Here is a 19,468-nt window from a genome sequence, read left to right as displayed (position 1 = left end):
GTTATAAGGGCGGCGTTTTCGTATCCGGCCTCTTCTAACAAAGGACCTTGCCATGACCGCCCCCCTTTACGCGATCGGCGACATTCACGGCCAGCTTGCCATGCTGGAGGAGGTTTTGGCCCGGATCGAGGTTGATGGTGGCCCGGGTGCCCGCATCGTCTTCGTCGGCGACTATACCGACCGCGGCCCGGACAGCCGCGGGGTGATCGAACGGTTGATCGCAGGCCAAGAAGAGGGGCGTAACTGGATCTGCCTCAAGGGGAACCACGACCGGATGTTTGAATGGTTTATGGAGGACATTCCGCGCCATGACCCGCATCTTCTGATCGGCTACCACTGGCTGCATGAGCGGATCGGCGGCACTGAAACCCTGGCCAGCTATGGGCTGACATTCAAGGACCGCACCCGGCTTGACGACCTGCATGCCCGGGCCAAAGAGATGATCCCGGCGCGGCACACAGAGTTCCTGCGCAGCCTCACGCCCCTTTACGAAACGCCGGACCTTGCCTTTGTGCACGCCGGAATTCGTCCCGGTGTACCGCTGGCCCAGCAGCAGGAGAACGATTTGGTCTGGATCCGGCAGCCATTTCACGACCACACCGGCCCGCATCCGAAACTGATCGTGCATGGCCACACGCCGGTGGACCGGCCCAGCCATCACGGCAATCGCGTCAACCTCGACAGCGGCGCCGGCTACGGTCGCCCGCTCACCGCCGCCGTGTTCGAAGGCCGCGATTGCTGGCTGCTTACGGACCAGGGGCGGGTGCCGCTGATCCCTTGAACGCTTCCGCTTCTTTCTGGTCAAAAATACTCTGGGGGTGAGGCCGCAAGGCCGAGGGGGCAAAGCCCCCTCAACCGGCTATCAGCTCCAGTCCAGCACCACCTTGCCGCTGGATCCCGATTTCATCGCCGCAAAGCCTTCGGCGAAATCATCCACCCCAAAGCGATGGGTGATCACCCGGCTCACGTCCAGTCCGTTCTGCAGCATCGCGATCATCTTGTACCAGGTCTCGAACATCTCGCGGCCATAGACGCCCTTGAGGGTGATCGCCTTGAACACCATGCGCGACCAGTCGACCGGCGATTTGCCCGGCGGAATGCCCAACAGGGCAATCTTGCCGCCCATCACCAGTGCCTCGACCATCTGATCCAGAGCTGCCTGGCTTCCGGACATCTCCAGCCCGACGTCAAACCCCTGTTTCAGGCCCAAATCGCGCACCACGTCCTGCAGGTCCTCCTGCGCCACATTCACCGCGCGCACTGCCGGCACCACATGTTCCGCCAGCTTCAGACGGTCCGGGTTGATATCGGTGATCACCACATGGCGCGCGCCGGCATGTTTCGCCACCGCCGCCGCCATGATGCCAATGGGGCCTGCACCGGTGATCAGCACGTCCTCCCCCAGTAGATCAAAGCTCAGCGCCGTATGCACCGCATTGCCCAAGGGGTCCAAAATGGCGCCGATCTCATCCGGGATATCCTCCGGCAGCGGCACCACATTGAAGGCCGGCAGCTTCAGATACTGGGCAAAGGCGCCCTGCTCATTCACCCCGATGCCGCGGGTGCCGGGGTCCAGATGAAACTTGCCGGCCCGGCTTTGGCGCGAGTCCGTCTTGATCAGATGCCCCTCGCCGGAGCAGCGCTGACCCACCGCCAGATCGGTGACATTGCGCCCGATCTCGACGATTTCGCCTGCAAACTCATGGCCGGTGATCATCGGCACCGGGACGGTGTGGGATGCCCATTCGTCCCAGTTCCAGATGTGAATGTCGGTGCCGCAGATGCCGGTTTTCTTCACCTTGATCAGCACCTCGTCCGGGCCGATCTCCGGCACCGGCGCCTGCACCATCCACAGGCCCTCCTGCGGATGGCTCTTCTCCAGCGCCTTCATCGTGTTGGGCCGGCTCATGACACAATCCCCAGTTCCTTGCCGGCCTTGCCAAAGGCCTCCAGCGCCCGGTCCAGCTCGCCCCGCGTCAGCGCCGCATTCATCTGGGTGCGGATCCGGGCCTGGCCGCGCGGCACCACCGGGAAGAAGAAGCCGGAGACATAGACGCCCTCGTCAAACAGCCGGGCCGCCATGTCCTGCGCCAGCTGCGCCTCGCCCAGCATCACCGGGATGATCGGATGCTCACCCGGCAACAGGTCAAAGCCCAGCTTTTCCAGCCCCGCGCGCCAGTACCGCGCATTCTCGAACAGCTGCGCCCGCAAGCTATCCCCTTCCTCCACCAGCCGGATCGCCTCCAGCCCGGCAGCAACAATCGATGGCGGCAGCGAATTGGAGAACAAATAGGGCCGCGCCCGCTGCCGCAGCAGGTCGATCACTGGCTGCGGCCCGGCAATATAACCGCCGATGGCCCCCCCAAGTGCCTTGCCCAAGGTTCCCGTCAGGATGTCCACGTCCACCCCGAAATGCTCCGGCGTGCCTGCGCCCGTCGCGCCCATGAAGCCGGTGGCGTGGCAGTCATCCACCATCACCACAGCGTCATATTTGTCCGCCAGCGCCCGGATCTCCGGCAGCTTGGCCAGATAGCCGTCCATCGAGAACACGCCGTCGGTCGCAATCATGATATGCCGCGCCCCGTCCTCGCGGGCCTGCTTCAGCCAGGCCTCCAGGTCGTTCATGTCGCTGTTCAGATAGCGGTAGCGCTTGGCCTTGCACAGACGCACCCCGTCGATGATCGACGCATGGTTCAGACTGTCGGAAATGATCGCATCCGCCGGCCCCAAGAGCGGCTCGAACAGCCCGCCATTGGCGTCGAAACAGGCGGCAAACAGGATCGCGTCATCCTTGCCGAGGAACTTCGCCAGCCGTTGCTCCAGCTCCCGGTGAATGTCCTGGGTGCCGCAGATGAACCGCACCGAGGCCATGCCGAACCCTTTCGGCTCCATCGCGTCCTTGGCGGCCTTGATCAGGGCAGGGTGGTCGGCCAGACCCAGGTAGTTGTTGGCGCAGAGGTTGATCACCTGCCGGTCTCCAACCGTAATCTCGCCCCCCTGCGGGGAGGTGATCATTCGCTCACGTTTGTACAGCCCCTCAGCCTCGATCTGGGCAAGCGTGTTGGAGATGTCGGTCAGAAATGCGTTGGACATGAGCTAACTCCCTGGGTGTCTCGAGTCGCGTGTCTATCATAGCGGACGTGTTTCCGAAATACAGGATTTCAGTATCGCGGAAAGAAATCCGTGAAACCGGAAGTGAGGGCGGAAATTTCACCCGGCTGGACTATCTCATCCCAAAACAGGGAGGAAACAGTCATGGCACGGGTCACAGGCATCGGCGGGGTGTTCATCAAGGCGCGCGGCGGCGCCAAGGAGTTGGCAGAATGGTACCGCGACCATCTGGGGCTGGACCTGGCGGATTTCGGCGGCGCCGTCCTCAATTGGCAGGAGGACAAGGCCCGCGACGGCGGCCTCACCGTATGGGCCACTGCTGATCCGGACGGGACCTGGTTCGACCCCAGTACCTCGGGCTTCATGATCAACTACCGGGTTGATGACATGGACGGCATGGTTGCGCAACTGACGGCCGCAGACATTCCCATTCTGAAAGGGCCTGACGCCCATGAAAACGGCCGCTTTGCCTGGATCATGGACCCGGAAGGCAACAAGGTGGAGCTGTGGGAGCCTGCGCTTTGGGATGAGAAGAGCAAGCGCTGATGGTGCCAGGCGGTCTGAATGGCAGGCGCAACAAAAAACGCGGCCCCCTTGCAGGGACCGCGTTTCAGAACTGCTAAGCTGAAAAGCTTATGCCAGCGCCAGGTTCACAGCCGACTCGCGGCCGTCACGGCCAGGCTCGATGTCGAAAGTGACTTTCTGGTTGTCCGCCAGGCCGGTCAGGCCGGAACGCTCAACAGCGGAGATGTGCACGAACACATCTTTGCTGCCGCCGTCGGGTGCGATGAAGCCGAAGCCTTTAGTGGTGTTGAACCATTTTACGGTGCCGGTGGCCATATCCGTAGTCTCCTAGTATTTGCTGCCCGCGGAAGTGCGGCAGCCTGGCGTAGTCGGTCTGGATCGAGAGACTGAAAACGCCGCAAAGCGGGAGACAGTGGATCGACAAGAATAACGTTAGCGATCCACATATGGTCCGATGCCGTGAGTCTTTCAAGGGCTTTGTTCCGGAAAGGTGGAGAGAGGGGCTTTCTTGCCGGTGCGTTTACGCTGGTCCAGCTGAAAAGATCTTGCTCAAATCCAAAATCTCCCGCCTGTCTGAAAGGTCTGCCAATGCCTGGGCTGGTATTGAAACAAAGGGTGCAGCCGGGCTTGAGGGCATACCTCAAGCCGTTTTCACAATAAGAAACACCCGCGCCGGCCCCTCGGGAGCGGTGACCGAATGCGCAACATCAGCGGCATAGCGGGCAGTGTCGCCTGTTTGCAGCAAGTTGTTGGCATTGCCCGAAGAAAGTGCAATTTCGCCCTCTAGAACGGTCAGCTGTTCCACTGTACCGCGGGTGTGGGGCTGGCTGATCAGTGCACCGCCTTTGTCGAAACGGATATCATAGACCTCGTGCCCGCCGGCGTCCTCTGGCGGCGACAGAATGCGGATCCGGCAGCCTTGGCCCATGTTCTCGATCTTGGGCACATCTGTTGCGCGCAGAACCTCAATCCGGTCCTTCATGTCTCCTGTTTCCAGCAGCCCGGCAAAATCCACCTGCAGCGCACGGGTGAGGTTCCACAGTGTTGCAATGGTGGGGGAGCTTTCGCCGCGCTCGATCTGGCTTACCATAGAGCGGCTGACACCGGAGAGATTCGCCACCGCTTCCAGGCTCAGCCCTTGGGTGCGGCGGGCCTCTTTCAGGCGGGCGGGCAGCAGGGTCAGGATATCGTCTGTGTTTTCCGTCATGACGGAATCTCTGCGCCGTTAGGCAGGATTTGTCAAATCTTCCGGTCTTTCGGAATGGTGCGCCGCGGCGGTGCTCGGGGGGAGTGACGCCGCGTTTCCATGACGGCACGTCCCGGCAGACAGGGTCATGCTGCGGGCGCATAATGGCGGCAACGCAGGAGTGAGGAGAAAGACAATGACTGATATCGTGATTCTGGACGGCGCCCGTACCGCCATCGGAACGTTTGGCGGCGCTTTGGCGGGCACTGCACCCATCGATCTGGCGACCACCGTGTCCAAGGCTGCGTTGCAGCGCTCGGGAGTGGAGGGGGGCCAGATCGGTCATGTGGTGTTCGGCCACATCATCAATACCGAGCCGCGCGACATGTACTTGAGCCGGGTTGCCGCGATGCAGGCGGGCGTGCCTGATACGGTGCCCGCGATGAACGTGAACCGGCTTTGCGGTTCCGGAGTGCAGGCAATCATCTCAGCGTTTCAATCTCTTGCCATGGGTGATGCGGAGTTCGCACTGGCCGGCGGCGCCGAAAACATGTCGCGCAGCCCCTATATCCTCCAGCAAAGCCGCTGGGGGGCGAAGATGGGCGATGTAAAGTCTCTCGACATGATGCTGGGCGCACTGAACTGTCCGTTCGGCACAGGCCACATGGGGGTTACAGCCGAGAACGTCGCCGATGAGCATGGTATTACGCGCGCCCAGATGGATGAGTTTGCCGTCACCAGCCAGGCCCGTGCGGCGGCGGCAATCGAGGCCGGGCATTTCAAATCGCAAATCGCGCCGGTTGAAGTGAAGGTCAAGCGCGACATGGTACCGTTTGAAGTGGACGAGCACCCCAAGGCCACCAGTCTGGATGTGCTGGGCGGGCTGAAAGCGGTGTTCCAGAAAGACGGTCGGGTAACCGCCGGCAATGCCAGCGGAATCAACGATGGCGCGGCGGCGGTGGTACTGGCCACAGCCTCCGCCGCAGAGAAGGCAGGTCTGAAACCCAAGGCACGGATTCTGGGCTATGCCCATGCAGGAGTGCGGCCGGAAGTAATGGGCATCGGCCCGGTGCCCGCAGTGCGCAGCCTGCTGGAGAAAACCGGCCTGTCACCCAGTGATTTTGACGTGATCGAATCGAATGAGGCCTTTGCCTCGCAGGCGCTGGCGGTAAACAAAGAGCTGGGGCTGGATCCTGCCGCCGTAAACCCGAATGGCGGGGCGATTGCGCTTGGCCATCCGGTAGGCGCGACCGGCGCTATCATCACATTGAAAACGCTCTATGAATTGGAGCGGACCGGCGGATCGAAAGGTCTGATCACCATGTGCATCGGCGGTGGCCAAGGCATCGCTTTGGCAATCGAGCGGTTGTAATTGAAAGGGAAAGAGAAGGGGGCGCTGCCCCCTCGCGCCTTGCGGCGCTCACCCCTGGAGTATTTGACACCAGAAAGAAGACTGGAGCCATTAGGGCCTTTGTATGCTCACAGCAGCAAGGCAACTACGGCACAGAGGCTTGCTCCGCCGGCGGCTCCCAGAACGGCCGGAGTTACCCAGCTGTTCGCGCTGCGTTTTTGTGTCCCGTTCTGCGCCGCTTGCGCGATCAGCGCCTGTTCCACCAGCGCGGGCAGCCGGGGACCAAACCGGGCCATCACCTTGGCGGTGTCTAAAAGGTCGGAAACCACGGCGCGCGGGCCGATTGATTTCTTGATGTAGTCCTCGACCACCGGCTGGGCGGCTTCCCAGATGTTGATGTGCGGATCCAGCGAGCGGGCGACGCCTTCGACCACTACCATGGTGCGCTGCAGCAGGATCAGCTCGGTGCGGGTTTCCATGCCGAAACGTTCGGTGACTTCAAACAGGTAGTTCAGCAGCCGGCCCATGGAGATGTTTGAGGCATTCATGCCGAAGATCGGCTCCCCCACTGCGCGCAGGGCGCGGGCAAATTCGTCTACATCACGGTTGGCAGGCACGTATCCGGCTTCAAAATGCACCTCTGCCACGCGTTTGTAGTCGCGTTTGATAAAGCCATAGAGGATCTCGGCGTAGACCCGGCGCGTGTACTCATCAATATGGCCCATAATACCGAAATCATAGGCGATAATGTCACCGTTTGCCGCGACCTTGAGGTTGCCCTGGTGCATGTCAGCGTGGAAGAAACCGTCGCGCAGCGCGTGGCGCAGAAACAGCGACAGCACCCGGTCGGCCAGGACCCGGCGGTCATGGCCGGCTGCATCCAGCGCGTCATTGTCACCGAGCGCAACGCCGTCCGCCCAGCCCATTGTCATCACCCGCCTGGCGGAATAGCCCCATCGGATTTCGGGCAGCTGGAAGCCTTCGTCATTCACGGTATTAGCGGCAAATTCCGAGGCGGCGGCGCTTTCCAGACGCAGGTCCAATTCCCCTTGCACAACGCCGTCGAAATGTTCGATCACATCCATGGGTTTCAGGCGGCGGGCACCAGGTGCAAAGAGATCGACGATGCGGGCCGCGAAATAGAAGGCGTCGACGTCCTTGTTGAAGGCCCGTTCGATGCCGGGGCGCAGCACCTTCACCGCGACTTCCTCGCCGCTTTCGGCCAGAGTTGCCCGATGGACCTGGGCGATGGAGGCGGCGGCAACCGGGTCGCTGAAGTCGGAGAAGATTTCCGAGGCGGGGCAACCCAGTTCCTTTTCCACCTCGGCCAGCGCCTCGGCGCGGGAGAATGGCGGCAGCTTGTCCTGCAGGACGCGCAGCTGCCTGGCGAGGTCCTTGCCCACCACGTCGGGCCGGGTCGAGAGCACCTGGCCAAACTTGATATAGGCCGGTCCCAGTGCGTTCAGAGCCCGGGTTTCGGGTGGCATTGCCGGGTCGCCTTTGTAGCCCAGCCATTTGAACGGCCAGCCCAGGGTGCGGGCCAGGATGCGCAGCGGCTTGGGGGCCTCGAATGCCTCCAGCACTGAATGCATGGCGCCGGTGCGCTCGAATGTGGCGCCTGTGCGGATCAGGCGCAGAATGTTGTGGGGACCGCGCATGGATCAGATTTTCCAGCCGGAATGCAGGGCGGCGATGCCCAGCGACAGGTTGCGGTATTTGGCGTTCCCAAAACCTGCTTTGCGCACCATGCCCAGGAAGGTTTCCTGATCCGGGAAGTTGCGGATCGATTCCACCAGATACTGATAGCTGTCGTAATCGCCGGCAATCATCTGCCCCATGCGCGGGATCACGTTGAAGCTGTAGAGGTCATAAAGCTTCTGCAGCCCGTCGTTCGGCAGCTGCGAGAACTCCAGCACCATAAGCCGCCCGCCGGGGCGCAGCACCCGGTAGGCTTCGTTCAGCGCTTCCTGCGGGCGGGTTACATTCCGGATGCCAAAAGAGATGGTGTAGACGTCGAATGTATTGTCCTTGAATGGCAGCTTCATCGCGTCGCCGGTAACCCAGTCGAGGCTGTCCACCATCTGCTCGGCCTCGGCACGCTTGCGGCCTTCCTCCAGCATCGGGCGGGTGAGATCAAACACGGTGGAGTGGCCGGACCCTGCGCGTTTCAGGAAGCGGAAGGAAATGTCGCCGGTGCCGCCTGCCACATCCAGCAGCCGCTGACCGGGTCGCGGCGCCAGCCAGTCCATCATCGCGTCCTTCCAGACCCGATGGATGCCGACGCTCATCACATCGTTCATGATGTCGTATTTCGAGGCGACCGAGTTGAAGACCCCCTGCACGCGGCCGGCCTTGTCTTCCTCGCGGACGGTTTCGAACCCGAAATGGGTGGTATTGTCGCTGCTATCGCTCATGAGGCTTGCCGTTTGCTGAATTCCGCCCTTGTTATAAGGCGCTGTGGGGCAGGCACAATGCGGCCCGTTGGTTTAGGAGGGGTGTAATGCCAGAATTGCCCGAGGTCGAGACGGTGAAACGCGGATTGGCGCCTGCGATGGAGGGGGCGGTGATCACAAATGCGGCTGTGAACCGTCCTGATCTGCGCTGGCCGTTTCCAGAGCGGATGGCCGAGCGGCTGACCGGTTCGCGGGTCAATGGGCTGCGGCGGCGTTCGAAGTATATTCTGGCGGACCTGGACACTGATGAGACACTGCTCATTCATCTGGGCATGTCGGGGCGGATGACGGTGTCTGGTGACCCGCTGGGCCAGTTCGCGCATGAGCACCCGCAGGCGGAGAAGCACGACCATGTTGTGCTGGACATGGATAATGGCGCTCGCATCACCTTCAACGACCCGCGCCGGTTCGGGGCGATGGACCTGCTGGAGACCGCCAGTGCCGAAAGCCACAAGCTGCTGGCGGTGCTGGGGCCGGAACCCTTGGGCAATGATTTCCACGAGGACCATCTGGTTGCCGCCTTCCAGGGTCGCAACACGCCAGTGAAATCCGCATTACTAGATCAGGGAATCATCGCTGGCCTTGGTAACATTTACGTTTGCGAGGCTTTGTTCCGTGCGGGAATTTCGCCACGTCGCAAGGCTGGGCAGATTGCCGCGCATCGGGTTGCGGCGCTGGTTCCGATCATCCGGAAAGTGCTGCAAGATGCCATCCGTGCAGGCGGATCGTCGCTCAAGGATTTCCGGCAAGCCTCTGGTGAACTTGGATATTTTCAACACTCTTTCGATGCCTACGGGCGCGAGGGCGAACCGTGCAAGCGGGGAGGTTGCGCGGGGGCAATTGCCAGAATCACCCAATCCGGGCGCTCCACCTTCTACTGTGTAAAGTGTCAAAGATAGCTTGATCAGAGGGACCCTTTTGGTAAGGACTCGGATCTGAACGGAACAACCGAAAGAGAAATCATGGCCTACGAGACGATCAACGTCGATGTGCAGGACCACGTTTGCCTCATAAAACTGAACCGCCCAGAGGCGATGAACGCGCTCAACAAGGAGCTCATTGGCGAGCTCTGTGATGCTCTTGAGGAAGCCGATGCCAGCGACAAGGTGCGCTGCATTGTGCTGACCGGCTCAGAAAAGGCCTTTGCTGCCGGTGCCGACATCAAGGAGATGTCGGAGCTGAGCTTTACCGAAGTGTTCACCACGAACCTTTTTGCCGATGCCAATGACCGGATCTCAGCCATTCGCAAACCGGTGATCGCGGCGGTGGCCGGTTATGCGCTGGGCGGCGGTTGCGAGCTGGCGATGCTTTGCGATTTCATTATCGCTGCCGAGACTGCTAAATTCGGCCAGCCGGAGATCAACCTGGGCGTTGTCGCAGGAATTGGCGGCACCCAGCGTCTGACCCGGTTCGTGGGTAAGTCCAAATCGATGGATATGAATCTCACCGGGCGCTTCATGAACGCCGAGGAAGCCGAGCGCGCGGGCCTGGTGTCGCGCGTGGTGCCGGCCAAGAAGCTGATCGAGGAAGCCACTGCGGCGGCGCAGAAGATTGCCGAGAAATCGCTGCTGACCGCGATGGCCGTCAAGGAGACGGTGAACCGCTCCTACGAGCTGCCGCTGAACGAGGGGCTGCTGTTCGAGCGCCGGGTTTTCCACTCGATGTTTGCCACCGAAGACCAGAAAGAGGGCATGGCAGCCTTCCTGGAAAAACGTGAGGCGCAATTCCGGGACAAGTGAGCCCTGCCAGCGATAGACATTGCGGGACGGCGCGCTTGCAATTCTGCACCGGATTGGATAAATGCCGCCCCATACATGCGCGTGCAGCCCGCTCTGGCTAGAATCACACCGGTTTTGTGACCCGGGTTCGGCTGGCATTGCGTCCGATAGAAACAGAACCCGAGATAAGGTCAAACACCATGGCAAATTCGCCTCAGGCCAAGAAGCGCGCACGTCAGAACGAAAAGCGCTTTGCCGTCAACAAAGCCCGTCGTTCGCGCATCCGCACCTACCTGCGTAAAGTTGAAGAAGCTATCGCTTCCGGCGACAAAGAAGCTGCAACCGCAGCTCTGCGCGCAGCTCAGCCCGAGCTGATGCGCGGCGTTACCAAAGGTGTGTACCACAAAAACACCGCTTCCCGGAAAATCTCGCGCCTGTCCGCACGCGTTAAGGCACTGGCCTGAGATTTTCTCTGCTGAGCAAGCTCAAGCAGAATTGAAAAGTTGTCAGGGCGCTGCAGATTGCAGCGCCTTGTTTTTTGGGAAAACCCTCGGCGGTGTTCTGCAGGCGCGAGAGATTCTTTGTCGCCAAAGGCAGAGTCAACATCATAGTTTCGTTGCTGCCGCCCCCCTCAAATTGCTACCAATAGGACAGCGATTCACTCGCTGGGGGGACAGGCTGCTTGCGGCAATCTTGACGGGCATCAAGGTTGTCAGGTTATCCGGTACAGACGGCACATCCGTGCGTGGTTCTGGCCGGAATCCACTGCTGTATCGGTTATGGACAGCAGCCTTGTCTCAATTGTGTGCGATATTGTTCGTCACGGCAAATCCGCCGCTTCTTGCGGCTGTTTTTGCTGTTTTGCGCGAACCTTCAGCCTTCGGGCAATGCGGCCGCTGCTGGTCCGCACACATTCGTCCTGTGCGTGAATGCCCCCCGGGTGGTTGGGGGTGAAGATAGAATAGAATTGGCCCGGCCAAGGGGCCGCTGCTTTTTTGGGGACGCGTGAGGCGCAGCATGACAAAAGAAAAATGGGGACAGCTCAGAAACCGGCTGTTGAAGACGGTCGGCCAGAACAATTTCACAACCTGGATCGAGCCTCTGGAGTTTGACACCGTGGACGGTGGGGTTGCCGTCTTTAAGGTGCCGACCAATTTCATGGGAAACTACGTCAGCCAGAATTTTGCGGATCTTATTCTGCATGAGCTGACAATGTCCGGCGAGCCGGTCCAGCGGCTGGCCTTCCGGGTCGCGGCCAACAGCCCGGCACGCCCGGCAGAAACCGCCGGGACGGATGACAGACACGGCAGCGCGCAGGGCGAGGTGGCGGTCATGACAGCCCCCGCAGCTGCTCCGGCATCGGCGGCCGGCAAGGACACGCTGGAAGCGCTGCAGGCGGCCCCGTTGGATCCGCGCTTTACCTTCGACAGCTTTGTTGTGGGCAAGCCGAATGAGCTGGCTCATGCCGCCGCGCGCCGCGTTGGTGAAGGCGGCCCGGTCACCTTCAACCCGCTGGTGCTGTATGGCGGTGTAGGCCTGGGTAAAACCCATCTGATGCACGCCATTGCCTGGGAGCTGAAGGAAAAGAACCCAGCTTTGAACGTGCTGTATCTGTCGGCGGAACAGTTCATGTACCGCTTTGTGCAGGCGCTGCGCGAGCGCAAGATGATGGACTTCAAGCATCTGTTCCGCTCAGTTGACGTTTTGATGGTGGATGACGTCCAGTTCATTGCCGGCAAAGACTCCACTCAGGAGGAGTTTTTCCACACATTCAATGCCCTGGTTGACCAGAACAAGCAGATCATCATCTCAGCCGACCGCGCCCCGGGCGAGATCAAGGATCTGGAAGACCGGGTGAAGTCCCGCCTGCAGTGCGGCCTGGTGGTGGACCTGCACCCGACCGACTATGAATTGCGCCTGGGCATCCTGCAGACCAAGGTGGAGCAGCAGCGCCAAACCTACCCGGACCTGCGCATCGCCGATGGCGTGCTGGAATTTCTGGCACACCGCATCTCGACCAACGTTCGCGTGCTCGAAGGCGCTCTGACGCGGCTGTTTGCGTTTGCTTCGCTTGTGGGCCGTGAGATCGACATGGATCTGACCCAAGACTGCTTGGCCGACGTGCTGCGCGCCTCCGAGCGTAAGATCACAGTCGAGGAGATCCAGCGCAAGGTTTCCGAGTACTACAACATCCGCATGTCCGACATCATCGGCCCCAAGCGCCTGCGCTCTTATGCGCGTCCGCGTCAGGTGGCGATGTATCTGTGCAAGCAGCTGACCAGCCGCAGCTTGCCGGAAATCGGCCGCCGCTTCGGCGGGCGCGACCACACCACTGTCATGCATGGTGTGAAGCGCATCGAGGAACTGAAGACAACTGACGGCCAGATCGCCGAAGATGTGGAAATGCTGCGCCGGTCGCTTGAAGCCTGACGGGCGGTTTTAGCCCAAACTGCTTACCCCAATTTGCACTGCGGCCCCGGTTTCCGGGGCCGTTTTTTTTGTGCGATGCATCCGGAACGGCATGCCGGCACATCCATTCAACATGTGAATATCCGCATTCGCAGAAAACTATGTTTCAACATTGTCAAAACCAGCCATAACAGCGTCCTGGACAGGAACTCCGCATGACACAGCCGCCCTCCGAAAACACAGACACGCCCCGCGGGTTGGCTTTTGCCATTGCGGCCTACCTGATGTGGGGGTTTTTGCCGCTTTACATGAAAGCGCTGTCGCACATTCCCGCAGCTGAGGTTGTTACCCACCGGGTGATCTGGTCAGTGCCTGTCGCAGGGGCGCTTCTGCTCATCCTGCGGCGGACAAGGGATCTGCAGGCAGCGCTGAAAAACCCCCGGATGCTGGGCATGGCCTGTATCACTGCGGCGCTGATTTCGGTGAATTGGGGGATCTATGTCTGGTCGATTGCCTCTGGCCGGGCGTTGGACGCGGCATTGGGCTACTATATCAATCCGTTGTTCAGCATTGCCCTGGGCGCCTTCCTGCTGCGTGAGCCGCTCACCAAGGCCCAAATGGCAGCTGTTGCTTTGGCCGCTGCCGCAGTGGTGGTTCTGACGGTCGAAGCCGGCAGCGTGCCCTGGGCCTCAGTTGGGCTGACGTTGACTTGGGGATTTTATGCGTTTTTCAAGAAATCGCTGCCGATCGGTCCAAATCAGGGCTTCTTGCTGGAGGTACTGATCCTGCTGTTCCCGGCGCTGGGCTATTTTGCCTATCTCACCGCGACCGGCAGCAGCAGCTTTGGCGGCTCTCTCACGGACACCTCGCTGCTGTTGGGCTGCGGGGTGGTCACTGCGGTGCCACTGATTGTCTATGCCAACGGGGCCAAGCTGGTGCGGCTGTCGACCATGGGAATCCTGCAATACATCGCACCGACGATGATTATGCTGGCTGCGGTGCTGCTGTTTGGCGAGGAATTCGGACGAGCCAGGATGATCGCCTTCCCAATGATCTGGGCCGCGCTGGTGATTTACTCGGTTCCGATGGTGCAGCAGATGCGCAGGCGCCCGGGCTGAGGCGTTCAGTCGGCTGAGGCCGCCTCCTCGATCACGCCGACAACCGGCCCCATCATGAAACCGGCATCGCTGCGCCCCAACGCCGGTGCATGCAGGCGCGAGATATTGCCGTCGAAATACAGCGCGTTTGGCAGCTTCAGGTAATCCCGGAACAGGCTGCCGAACTGGTGAAACGTCACAGCATTGCGCGAGATGGCAAAGACGATCCGGCGGCCATCGGCTGAGGTGCCTACCCCGTTCCTCACATAATAACTGTCCGAATCGGGCAGGAAGCGCGGATGCAATTCTCCATCGATCACCAGCATCGGCCCGGATTGGGTGGCATAGGTGCAGTCCGGGGCGGCTTTGCCGAATGCCAGTGTTTCGATAACATCGGCCCGGGCCTCACGGATACAGAAGACGCCATTGGGCAGCAGGCCGAAGTTACCAGGGCCGGCATTGGTCACCAGCCGCATTTCCTCGGCTCCGTCTTCGACATAGAGACCCACGGGTGAGCGGTCGCTGTGATACATCCCGGCATTGGTGGCAAAAACCAGCGCTTTGCCGTCCTCAGCCAGCGACGTGCCCAGTGTGGAAAAATGCCCGTAGACCTGCCCCTCTCCATCGCGCAGGAACAGCCGCAGCTGCTCCCGTGATGCATCCACTTCGCAGATCGAATACCTGTTGCCTTCATAGGCCGCATCGCTGCATTCCACCGCGCCTGCGGCCGGGGCGGCCCAGAGCGCGGCCAGCAGCAAGGCGGCCTTGCGGATCACTCTTCCGTGTCGCGGCGCACCGCGTCCTGGGACAGCATCCGGCGGGTATCGTCCATCTGATCAAAGGTTTCATCCAGCCGGAAGCGCAGATCCGGGGCGAACTTCAACCCCAGCTTCTTGCCGACCGCGCGGCGCAGCTCGCCCTTGTTCCGCGCGAGGAGCTTCAGCACATCCTCTTGCCCCTTTCCACCCAAAGGCAGCACAAAGGCGGTGGCGATTTTCAGATCGGGGGAGGTACGCACCTCGCCCACGGTGATCGACATACGGTTCAGGTCCGGGTCATGCACATCCCCGCGCGCCAGCACCTCAGAGAGAGAGCGGCGGATCAGTTCGCCGACGCGAAGCTGGCGCTGGGACGGGCCGGGGCCATCGTGGAATTTGTTCTTTGCCATATTCCCGATCTATGCCGGATCGCGGGCTTTGCCAAGCGCTGCCCGGCGATGTAGGACAATTCCAGCTTGAATAGGGGAATTGGCCAATGACTCACAAACCAGGGATCGTGATTACCGGCGCATCAGGCCGCATGGGGCAGATGCTGATCAAAACGGTGCTGGAAAGCGATAAGGCCACGCTGGCCGGCGCGGTGGAGCGTGAAGGGCATGCATGGGTTGGCCGTGATGCGGGCGAAGCAATGGGCGGGGCGCCTGTTGGCGTCACCGTCACGTCGGATGCGCTGGAGGCCTTTTCCAAAGCGCAAGCAGTGATTGATTTCACATCGCCGGAGGCGACGCTGGATTTTTCCAAGCTGGCAGCCCAAGCGCGCGCGGTACATGTGATCGGCACCACCGGCATGACGGATGCGCAGATCGCCCAGCTGGAGCCGGCCTCCCGCCATGCGGTGATTGTGCGCGCTGGCAACATGAGTCTTGGTGTGAACCTGCTGGTGCAGCTGACCAGGAAGGTGGCCGCGGCGCTGGACGAGGATTTCGACATCGAAGTGATCGAGGCGCATCACCATCACAAGGTCGATGCCCCGTCTGGTACTGCATTGATGCTGGGCGAAGCCGCAGCCGAGGGCCGCCGTGTTAATCTGCCAGATGTGCGCGATTCCGGGCGTGATGGTATCACCGGCGCCCGCAAGCGCGGCGACATCGGCTTCACTGCCATCCGCGGCGGCGACATCGTGGGCGAGCATGATGTTCTGTTTGCCGCCGCTGGCGAACGCATCGTGCTGCGCCATATGGCCACCGACCGCGCCATCTTTGCCCGCGGCGCTCTGAAGGCTGCGCTTTGGGGCCAGGACAAGGGGCCGGGTCAGTATGATATGGTGGATGTGTTGGGGCTCTAAGGTCTGAAATGCGGCCCTGAGGGGCCGCTGCCTCGCCTTTCGGCGGCTAAGCCGCCCGCCGGCCGCGGAACGTGAGTATTTTTGAAAAGATGAAAGTCATTCACCTTTGGGAAAATACTCTGGGGGTGAGCAGGCAGCGCCTGCGAGGGGGCAAAGCCCCCGGCCGCGGCTCAAAAATCGACAGCGATGCCTTTTTTCTCCCAATCGCCATAGCGGGCTGGATCGGGTCCATCGCGTCCGCCCAGCTCCTTGGGGCGCTGGTCCGGCGCCTCGGCTGCCTTGCGGCGCTCCTCGGCTTCGGCCAGTGCGCGGCGGGCGGCGGGCGGCAGGTCATTTTTATCAGGTGCAGTCTCTTCGCTCATCGCGGGTTCCTTTATGCTCGGCCCATGATATACGCCCCTGTCCCGCGCAAACAAGCCGCGCCCTGAGGAGTTGCCAGATGTCCGACGCCAATCACGCCCGCCGCACCGCGGTACACCTGCTGGATCAGGTTCTGGGAGAGGGGCGGCTGCTGTCGGAATGCTATGCCGCTGGTGCGCTCGAGAAACTGGCGCCTGAAGACCGGGCGCGGGCGCAGCGGCTGGCAGCGGAAACTCTGCGCAATCTCGAACGCGCAGACCGGGTGCTGAAGAAACATCTTAAAAAAACACCACCAATGACCGTACTGAATGTGTTGCGGTTGGGAGCGGTGGAACTGTGTTCGGGCGGCGCGGCGCACGGCGTAGTGAACGCGATGGTGGCCATCGTCTCCAAGCACCGGCGTCATGGGCAGCTCAAGGGGCTGGTCAATGCGGTCTTGCGCAAGGTGGCCGAGGACGGTCCGGCGGAATGGGCCAAGCTGCGTGTGCCGCGCCTGCCGAACTGGTTGCGCAAACCATTGGTTCAGGCCTGGGGAGCGGAGGCGATGCTGGGCATGGAGGCGGCGCATTTCACCGGTGCCTCACTGGATGTAACGGCCAAACCCAATTCGGACTTGAGCGCTTTGAGCGGGGAAACCTTGCCCACCGGCTCTGTGCGGATCGCCAATGCCGGGCAGGTTTCAGCGCTTTCGGGGTATGAGACCGGTGACTGGTGGATCCAGGATGCTGCCGCCGCGTTGCCCGCCCGCATTCTGAATGTTCATCCAGGCGAGAATGTGCTGGAACTTTGCGCGGCGCCGGGCGGCAAAACCATGCAGATGGCGGCCGCGGGTGCCAAAGTGACCGCAGTGGATGTTTCCAAAAACCGCATATCCAGGCTCCAGGAAAACCTTTCCCGTACTGGACTGCAGGCAGAACTGATTGTGGGCGACGCACTGGAACAGCAGGGCCAGTTCGATGCCGTGCTGCTGGATGCCCCCTGTTCGGCCACCGGCACAATCCGCCGCCACCCGGATCTTCCTCAGGCCAAAGACGGCAGTGACTTCGGCGTCCTGATCGAACTGCAGGCGCAGATGCTGGCGCACGCCTGGTCCTTGGTAAAACCCGGCGGGCGGCTGATGTTCTGCACTTGCTCGTTGCTGCCGGATGAGGGTGAATGCCAGGTTGAGGACGCGCTGGACATGTTCCCGGAGATGGCAGCAGACCGCGAGGCGCTGCTGCTGCCCGGCGTGGATCCGGACTGGATCAGCGAAGAGGGCGGGCTGCGCTTGCGCCCCGACTACTGGCCGGAACGCGGCGGTATGGATGGGTTCTATATGGCCCTTTTGCGCAAATCCGCGTGACCCCGGGGAGTCCCCGGTATTCGCCGGTGACTTGATCCGCCCCTCGCGCTATGCTCGCGCCAAAACGCCCTGGCAAAATCCGGCGTGAGGCAAAAAGAGCATGTCCACTTTTGACAGAATGGCCGGTCGCGGCACCCGGCTGCTGAACAGCTATTTTGCGTGGCGGGCGCGCAGCCAGCCGGCTGCTACCGGCTTTGTCTCGCAGCCCGAGCCGCGCACCATTGGCAGCTTTGCGCGCGGGCGCCAGCTTGTGGCGGGCAACCTGCTGTTTGCCGGTTACCTGGTCGAATCGCCTGACACCGGACTGTGGGAGGTTGCAGCCCCGGATGCGGCCTTTGATGCAGAGCGGCACGGATTTTCCTGGCTCGATGACTTGGCGGCGGTCGGCGATTTCAAGGCCCGCGCCAAGGCGCAGAAATGGGTGTGGGGCTGGATCCAGCAGCACGGGCGCAGCGGCGGGCTGGCCTGGCTGCCCGATCTGACCGGGCGGCGGGTGATCCGCTGGATCAACCACGCTCTGTTCCTGCTTAGCGGCAAGGAAAAGGACGAGACCGAAGCCTTTTATCATTCGCTGTCGCAACAGACCTGGTTCCTGGCACAGCGCTGGCAGGGGGCCGCGCCCGGTCTGCCCCGGTTCGAGGCTTTATGCGGGTTGATCTATGCCGGTCTTGCCCTGCAGGGGCGCGAAGAGCTGGCCGATCCGGCAGTCCGCGCGCTGGCAGCAGAATGCGATGCGCAGATTGATGACCAGGGCGGGTTGCCGACCCGCAACCCTGAAGAGCTGCTGGAGGTTTTCACCCTGCTGACCTGGGCCGCGGCTGCCCTGCATGAAGCCGGACGCGCAGTGCCGCCTGCGCATATCAATGCTATCGAGCGGATCGCTCCCACTTTGCGCACCCTGCGCCACAGTGATGGCGGGCTGGCACGGTTCCATGGCGGCGGCCGCGGATTGGAAGGGCGGCTGGACCATGCCCTCGCGGCCAGCCATGTGGCAGAACGTCATGCGGACGGGCTGGCGATGGGATTCGCCCGGCTGTCGGCGCGGCGGACCTCGGTTATTGTCGACGCCTCGGCGCCCCCCAGGGGCAAGGCGTCGAACTATGGCCATGCCTCGACCCTGGCGTTTGAACTGACTTCAGGGCGGCGGCCCCTGATTGTGAATTGCGGATCGGGCGAAACCTTTGGCGTCGAATGGCGCCGGGCAGGGCGCGCCACGCCCTCCCATACCACGCTGTGCATCGAGGGGCACTCCAGTGCCAGGCTGGCTGCGCCGCATAAAACCACCGGCCATGAGGAATTGATCGAAGCGCCTGATGAGGTGCCGCTGGAAGTCAGCGACCTGGCCGAAGGCTGCCGTTTTCAGGGCGGGCACAATGGCTATGCTGCCCATTTCGGGCTGACCCATGCCCGCACCCTGGATTTGTCGTTTGACGGGCGGGCCCTCAGCGGCGAGGACATGCTGGTGGCGCTGGATGATGCCGCCAAGCGCCAGTTCACCAAGGTGCGGGATACCAGCGCTGAGGGCGGCATCGGCTTTGACCTCCGGCTGCATCTGCACCCGGATGTGGACGCAGCCCTTGACTTAGGCGGCGCCGCGGTATCCGTGGCGCTCAAGAGCGGGGAAATCTGGGTGTTCCGCCATGACGGCACCTGCCAGCTGCGGCTGGAGCCGAGTGTTTTTCTGGAAAAGACCCGCTTGAAGCCGCGTGCGGCAAAGCAAATCGTTTTATCCGGGCGCGCGATGGGTTATGCGACGCGCATCCGGTGGACGCTCAGCAAGGCGCAGGAGACTGCGGTTGCTGTGCGAGACCTGAACCGGGACGACCCCGAGACGTTTGACTGAGCCTTTGAA

At 61.7% G+C, this 19,468-nt stretch carries 20 protein-coding genes; 11 read left to right on the top strand and 9 right to left on the bottom strand.

Annotated features, from left to right (window positions below; genetic code table 11):
• Nucleotides 1-52 precede the first annotated feature (52 nt).
• A complete protein-coding gene (locus A2I95_RS03760; protein WP_291727996.1) occupies nt 53-781 on the top strand; it encodes a metallophosphoesterase family protein in 729 nt (242 codons plus the stop codon).
• Between the two features lie 81 nt (nt 782-862).
• Here A2I95_RS03760 and tdh read toward each other — a convergent pair whose 3' ends face one another.
• Both tdh and A2I95_RS03750 read right to left on the bottom strand, forming a co-directional pair.
• Nucleotides 863-1,891 (bottom strand): L-threonine 3-dehydrogenase, encoded by a 1,029-nt coding sequence (gene tdh / locus A2I95_RS03755; protein WP_291728195.1) that lies wholly within the window; start codon nt 1,889-1,891, stop codon nt 863-865.
• Between the two features lie 14 nt (nt 1,892-1,905).
• Nucleotides 1,906-3,093, bottom strand: coding sequence for a glycine C-acetyltransferase (locus tag A2I95_RS03750; protein WP_291727993.1), 1,188 nt, complete (start codon nt 3,091-3,093; stop codon nt 1,906-1,908).
• 162 nt (nt 3,094-3,255) lie between these two features.
• On the opposite strand from A2I95_RS03750, the gene A2I95_RS03745 reads away from it, so the two are divergent.
• Nucleotides 3,256-3,657: a VOC family protein gene (locus A2I95_RS03745; RefSeq protein WP_291727991.1), complete on the top strand. Its 402-nt coding sequence runs from the start codon at nt 3,256-3,258 to the stop codon at nt 3,655-3,657.
• 87 nt (nt 3,658-3,744) lie between these two features.
• Here A2I95_RS03745 and A2I95_RS03740 read toward each other — a convergent pair whose 3' ends face one another.
• Both A2I95_RS03740 and A2I95_RS03735 read right to left on the bottom strand, forming a co-directional pair.
• Nucleotides 3,745-3,951, bottom strand: coding sequence for a cold-shock protein (locus tag A2I95_RS03740; protein ID WP_024092327.1), 207 nt, complete (start codon nt 3,949-3,951; stop codon nt 3,745-3,747).
• A 325-nt stretch (nt 3,952-4,276) separates the two neighbouring features.
• Nucleotides 4,277-4,843 (bottom strand): XRE family transcriptional regulator, encoded by a 567-nt coding sequence (locus tag A2I95_RS03735; RefSeq protein ID WP_027257153.1) that lies wholly within the window; start codon nt 4,841-4,843, stop codon nt 4,277-4,279.
• 175 nt (nt 4,844-5,018) lie between these two features.
• Here A2I95_RS03735 and A2I95_RS03730 point away from each other — a divergent pair, with 175 nt between their 5' ends.
• Complete coding sequence (locus tag A2I95_RS03730) at nt 5,019-6,194, top strand: acetyl-CoA C-acyltransferase family protein (RefSeq protein WP_291727983.1); 1,176 nt, start codon at nt 5,019-5,021, stop codon at nt 6,192-6,194.
• Between the two features lie 107 nt (nt 6,195-6,301).
• On the opposite strand, the gene ubiB is transcribed toward A2I95_RS03730, so the two are convergent.
• Nucleotides 6,302-7,831 carry a 2-polyprenylphenol 6-hydroxylase gene (gene ubiB / locus A2I95_RS03725; RefSeq protein WP_291727981.1) on the bottom strand — a complete coding sequence of 510 codons (1,530 nt, stop codon included), beginning with the start codon at nt 7,829-7,831 and terminating at the stop codon, nt 6,302-6,304.
• Between the two features lie 3 nt (nt 7,832-7,834).
• Nucleotides 7,835-8,587, bottom strand: a complete 753-nt coding sequence (ubiE, locus tag A2I95_RS03720) for a bifunctional demethylmenaquinone methyltransferase/2-methoxy-6-polyprenyl-1,4-benzoquinol methylase UbiE (protein ID WP_291727979.1) — start codon at nt 8,585-8,587, stop codon at nt 7,835-7,837.
• An 86-nt stretch (nt 8,588-8,673) separates the two neighbouring features.
• On the opposite strand from ubiE, the gene mutM reads away from it, so the two are divergent.
• From mutM to rarD, 5 genes are all read left to right on the top strand, one after another.
• A complete protein-coding gene (mutM, locus tag A2I95_RS03715) occupies nt 8,674-9,525 on the top strand; it encodes a bifunctional DNA-formamidopyrimidine glycosylase/DNA-(apurinic or apyrimidinic site) lyase (protein WP_291727977.1) in 852 nt (283 codons plus the stop codon).
• A gap of 63 nt (nt 9,526-9,588) precedes the next feature.
• Nucleotides 9,589-10,365 carry an enoyl-CoA hydratase gene (locus A2I95_RS03710; RefSeq protein WP_291727975.1) on the top strand — a complete coding sequence of 259 codons (777 nt, stop codon included), beginning with the start codon at nt 9,589-9,591 and terminating at the stop codon, nt 10,363-10,365.
• Between the two features lie 179 nt (nt 10,366-10,544).
• Nucleotides 10,545-10,808, top strand: coding sequence for a 30S ribosomal protein S20 (gene rpsT / locus A2I95_RS03705; RefSeq protein WP_027257159.1), 264 nt, complete (start codon nt 10,545-10,547; stop codon nt 10,806-10,808).
• Nucleotides 10,809-11,361: 553 nt separating this feature from the next.
• The gene (gene dnaA, locus A2I95_RS03700; protein ID WP_291727972.1) at nt 11,362-12,774 is read left to right on the top strand and encodes a chromosomal replication initiator protein DnaA; all 1,413 of its coding nucleotides are present in this window, start codon (nt 11,362-11,364) and stop codon (nt 12,772-12,774) included.
• 194 nt (nt 12,775-12,968) lie between these two features.
• Nucleotides 12,969-13,871: an EamA family transporter RarD gene (gene rarD, locus A2I95_RS03695; protein ID WP_291727970.1), complete on the top strand. Its 903-nt coding sequence runs from the start codon at nt 12,969-12,971 to the stop codon at nt 13,869-13,871.
• Between the two features lie 5 nt (nt 13,872-13,876).
• Here rarD and A2I95_RS03690 read toward each other — a convergent pair whose 3' ends face one another.
• The gene (locus A2I95_RS03690) at nt 13,877-14,626 is read right to left on the bottom strand and encodes a phosphodiester glycosidase family protein (protein ID WP_291727968.1); all 750 of its coding nucleotides are present in this window, start codon (nt 14,624-14,626) and stop codon (nt 13,877-13,879) included.
• Nucleotides 14,623-15,018, bottom strand: a complete 396-nt coding sequence (gene rbfA, locus A2I95_RS03685; protein WP_291727966.1) for a 30S ribosome-binding factor RbfA — start codon at nt 15,016-15,018, stop codon at nt 14,623-14,625. Before rbfA ends, A2I95_RS03690 begins: the two co-directional genes overlap by 4 nt.
• 86 nt (nt 15,019-15,104) lie before the next feature.
• Between rbfA and dapB the strand changes: the two genes are divergently transcribed.
• Nucleotides 15,105-15,914: a 4-hydroxy-tetrahydrodipicolinate reductase gene (gene dapB, locus A2I95_RS03680; RefSeq protein ID WP_291727964.1), complete on the top strand. Its 810-nt coding sequence runs from the start codon at nt 15,105-15,107 to the stop codon at nt 15,912-15,914.
• Nucleotides 15,915-16,084: 170 nt separating this feature from the next.
• On the opposite strand, the gene A2I95_RS03675 is transcribed toward dapB, so the two are convergent.
• Nucleotides 16,085-16,276, bottom strand: a complete 192-nt coding sequence (locus tag A2I95_RS03675) for a DUF1674 domain-containing protein (protein WP_291727962.1) — start codon at nt 16,274-16,276, stop codon at nt 16,085-16,087.
• 77 nt (nt 16,277-16,353) lie between these two features.
• Between A2I95_RS03675 and A2I95_RS03670 the strand changes: the two genes are divergently transcribed.
• Together A2I95_RS03670 and A2I95_RS03665 are read left to right on the top strand one after the other, a co-directional pair.
• Nucleotides 16,354-17,616 (top strand): transcription antitermination factor NusB, encoded by a 1,263-nt coding sequence (locus A2I95_RS03670; RefSeq protein WP_291727960.1) that lies wholly within the window; start codon nt 16,354-16,356, stop codon nt 17,614-17,616.
• Between the two features lie 100 nt (nt 17,617-17,716).
• Nucleotides 17,717-19,459 carry a heparinase II/III family protein gene (locus tag A2I95_RS03665; RefSeq protein WP_291727958.1) on the top strand — a complete coding sequence of 581 codons (1,743 nt, stop codon included), beginning with the start codon at nt 17,717-17,719 and terminating at the stop codon, nt 19,457-19,459.
• Nucleotides 19,460-19,468 lie beyond the last annotated feature (9 nt).

It is taken from the genome of Leisingera sp. F5, from assembly GCF_001593695.1.
The sequence above is the reverse complement of the archived record's forward strand: the minus strand, read 5'-3'. Positions and strand labels throughout refer to the sequence as shown.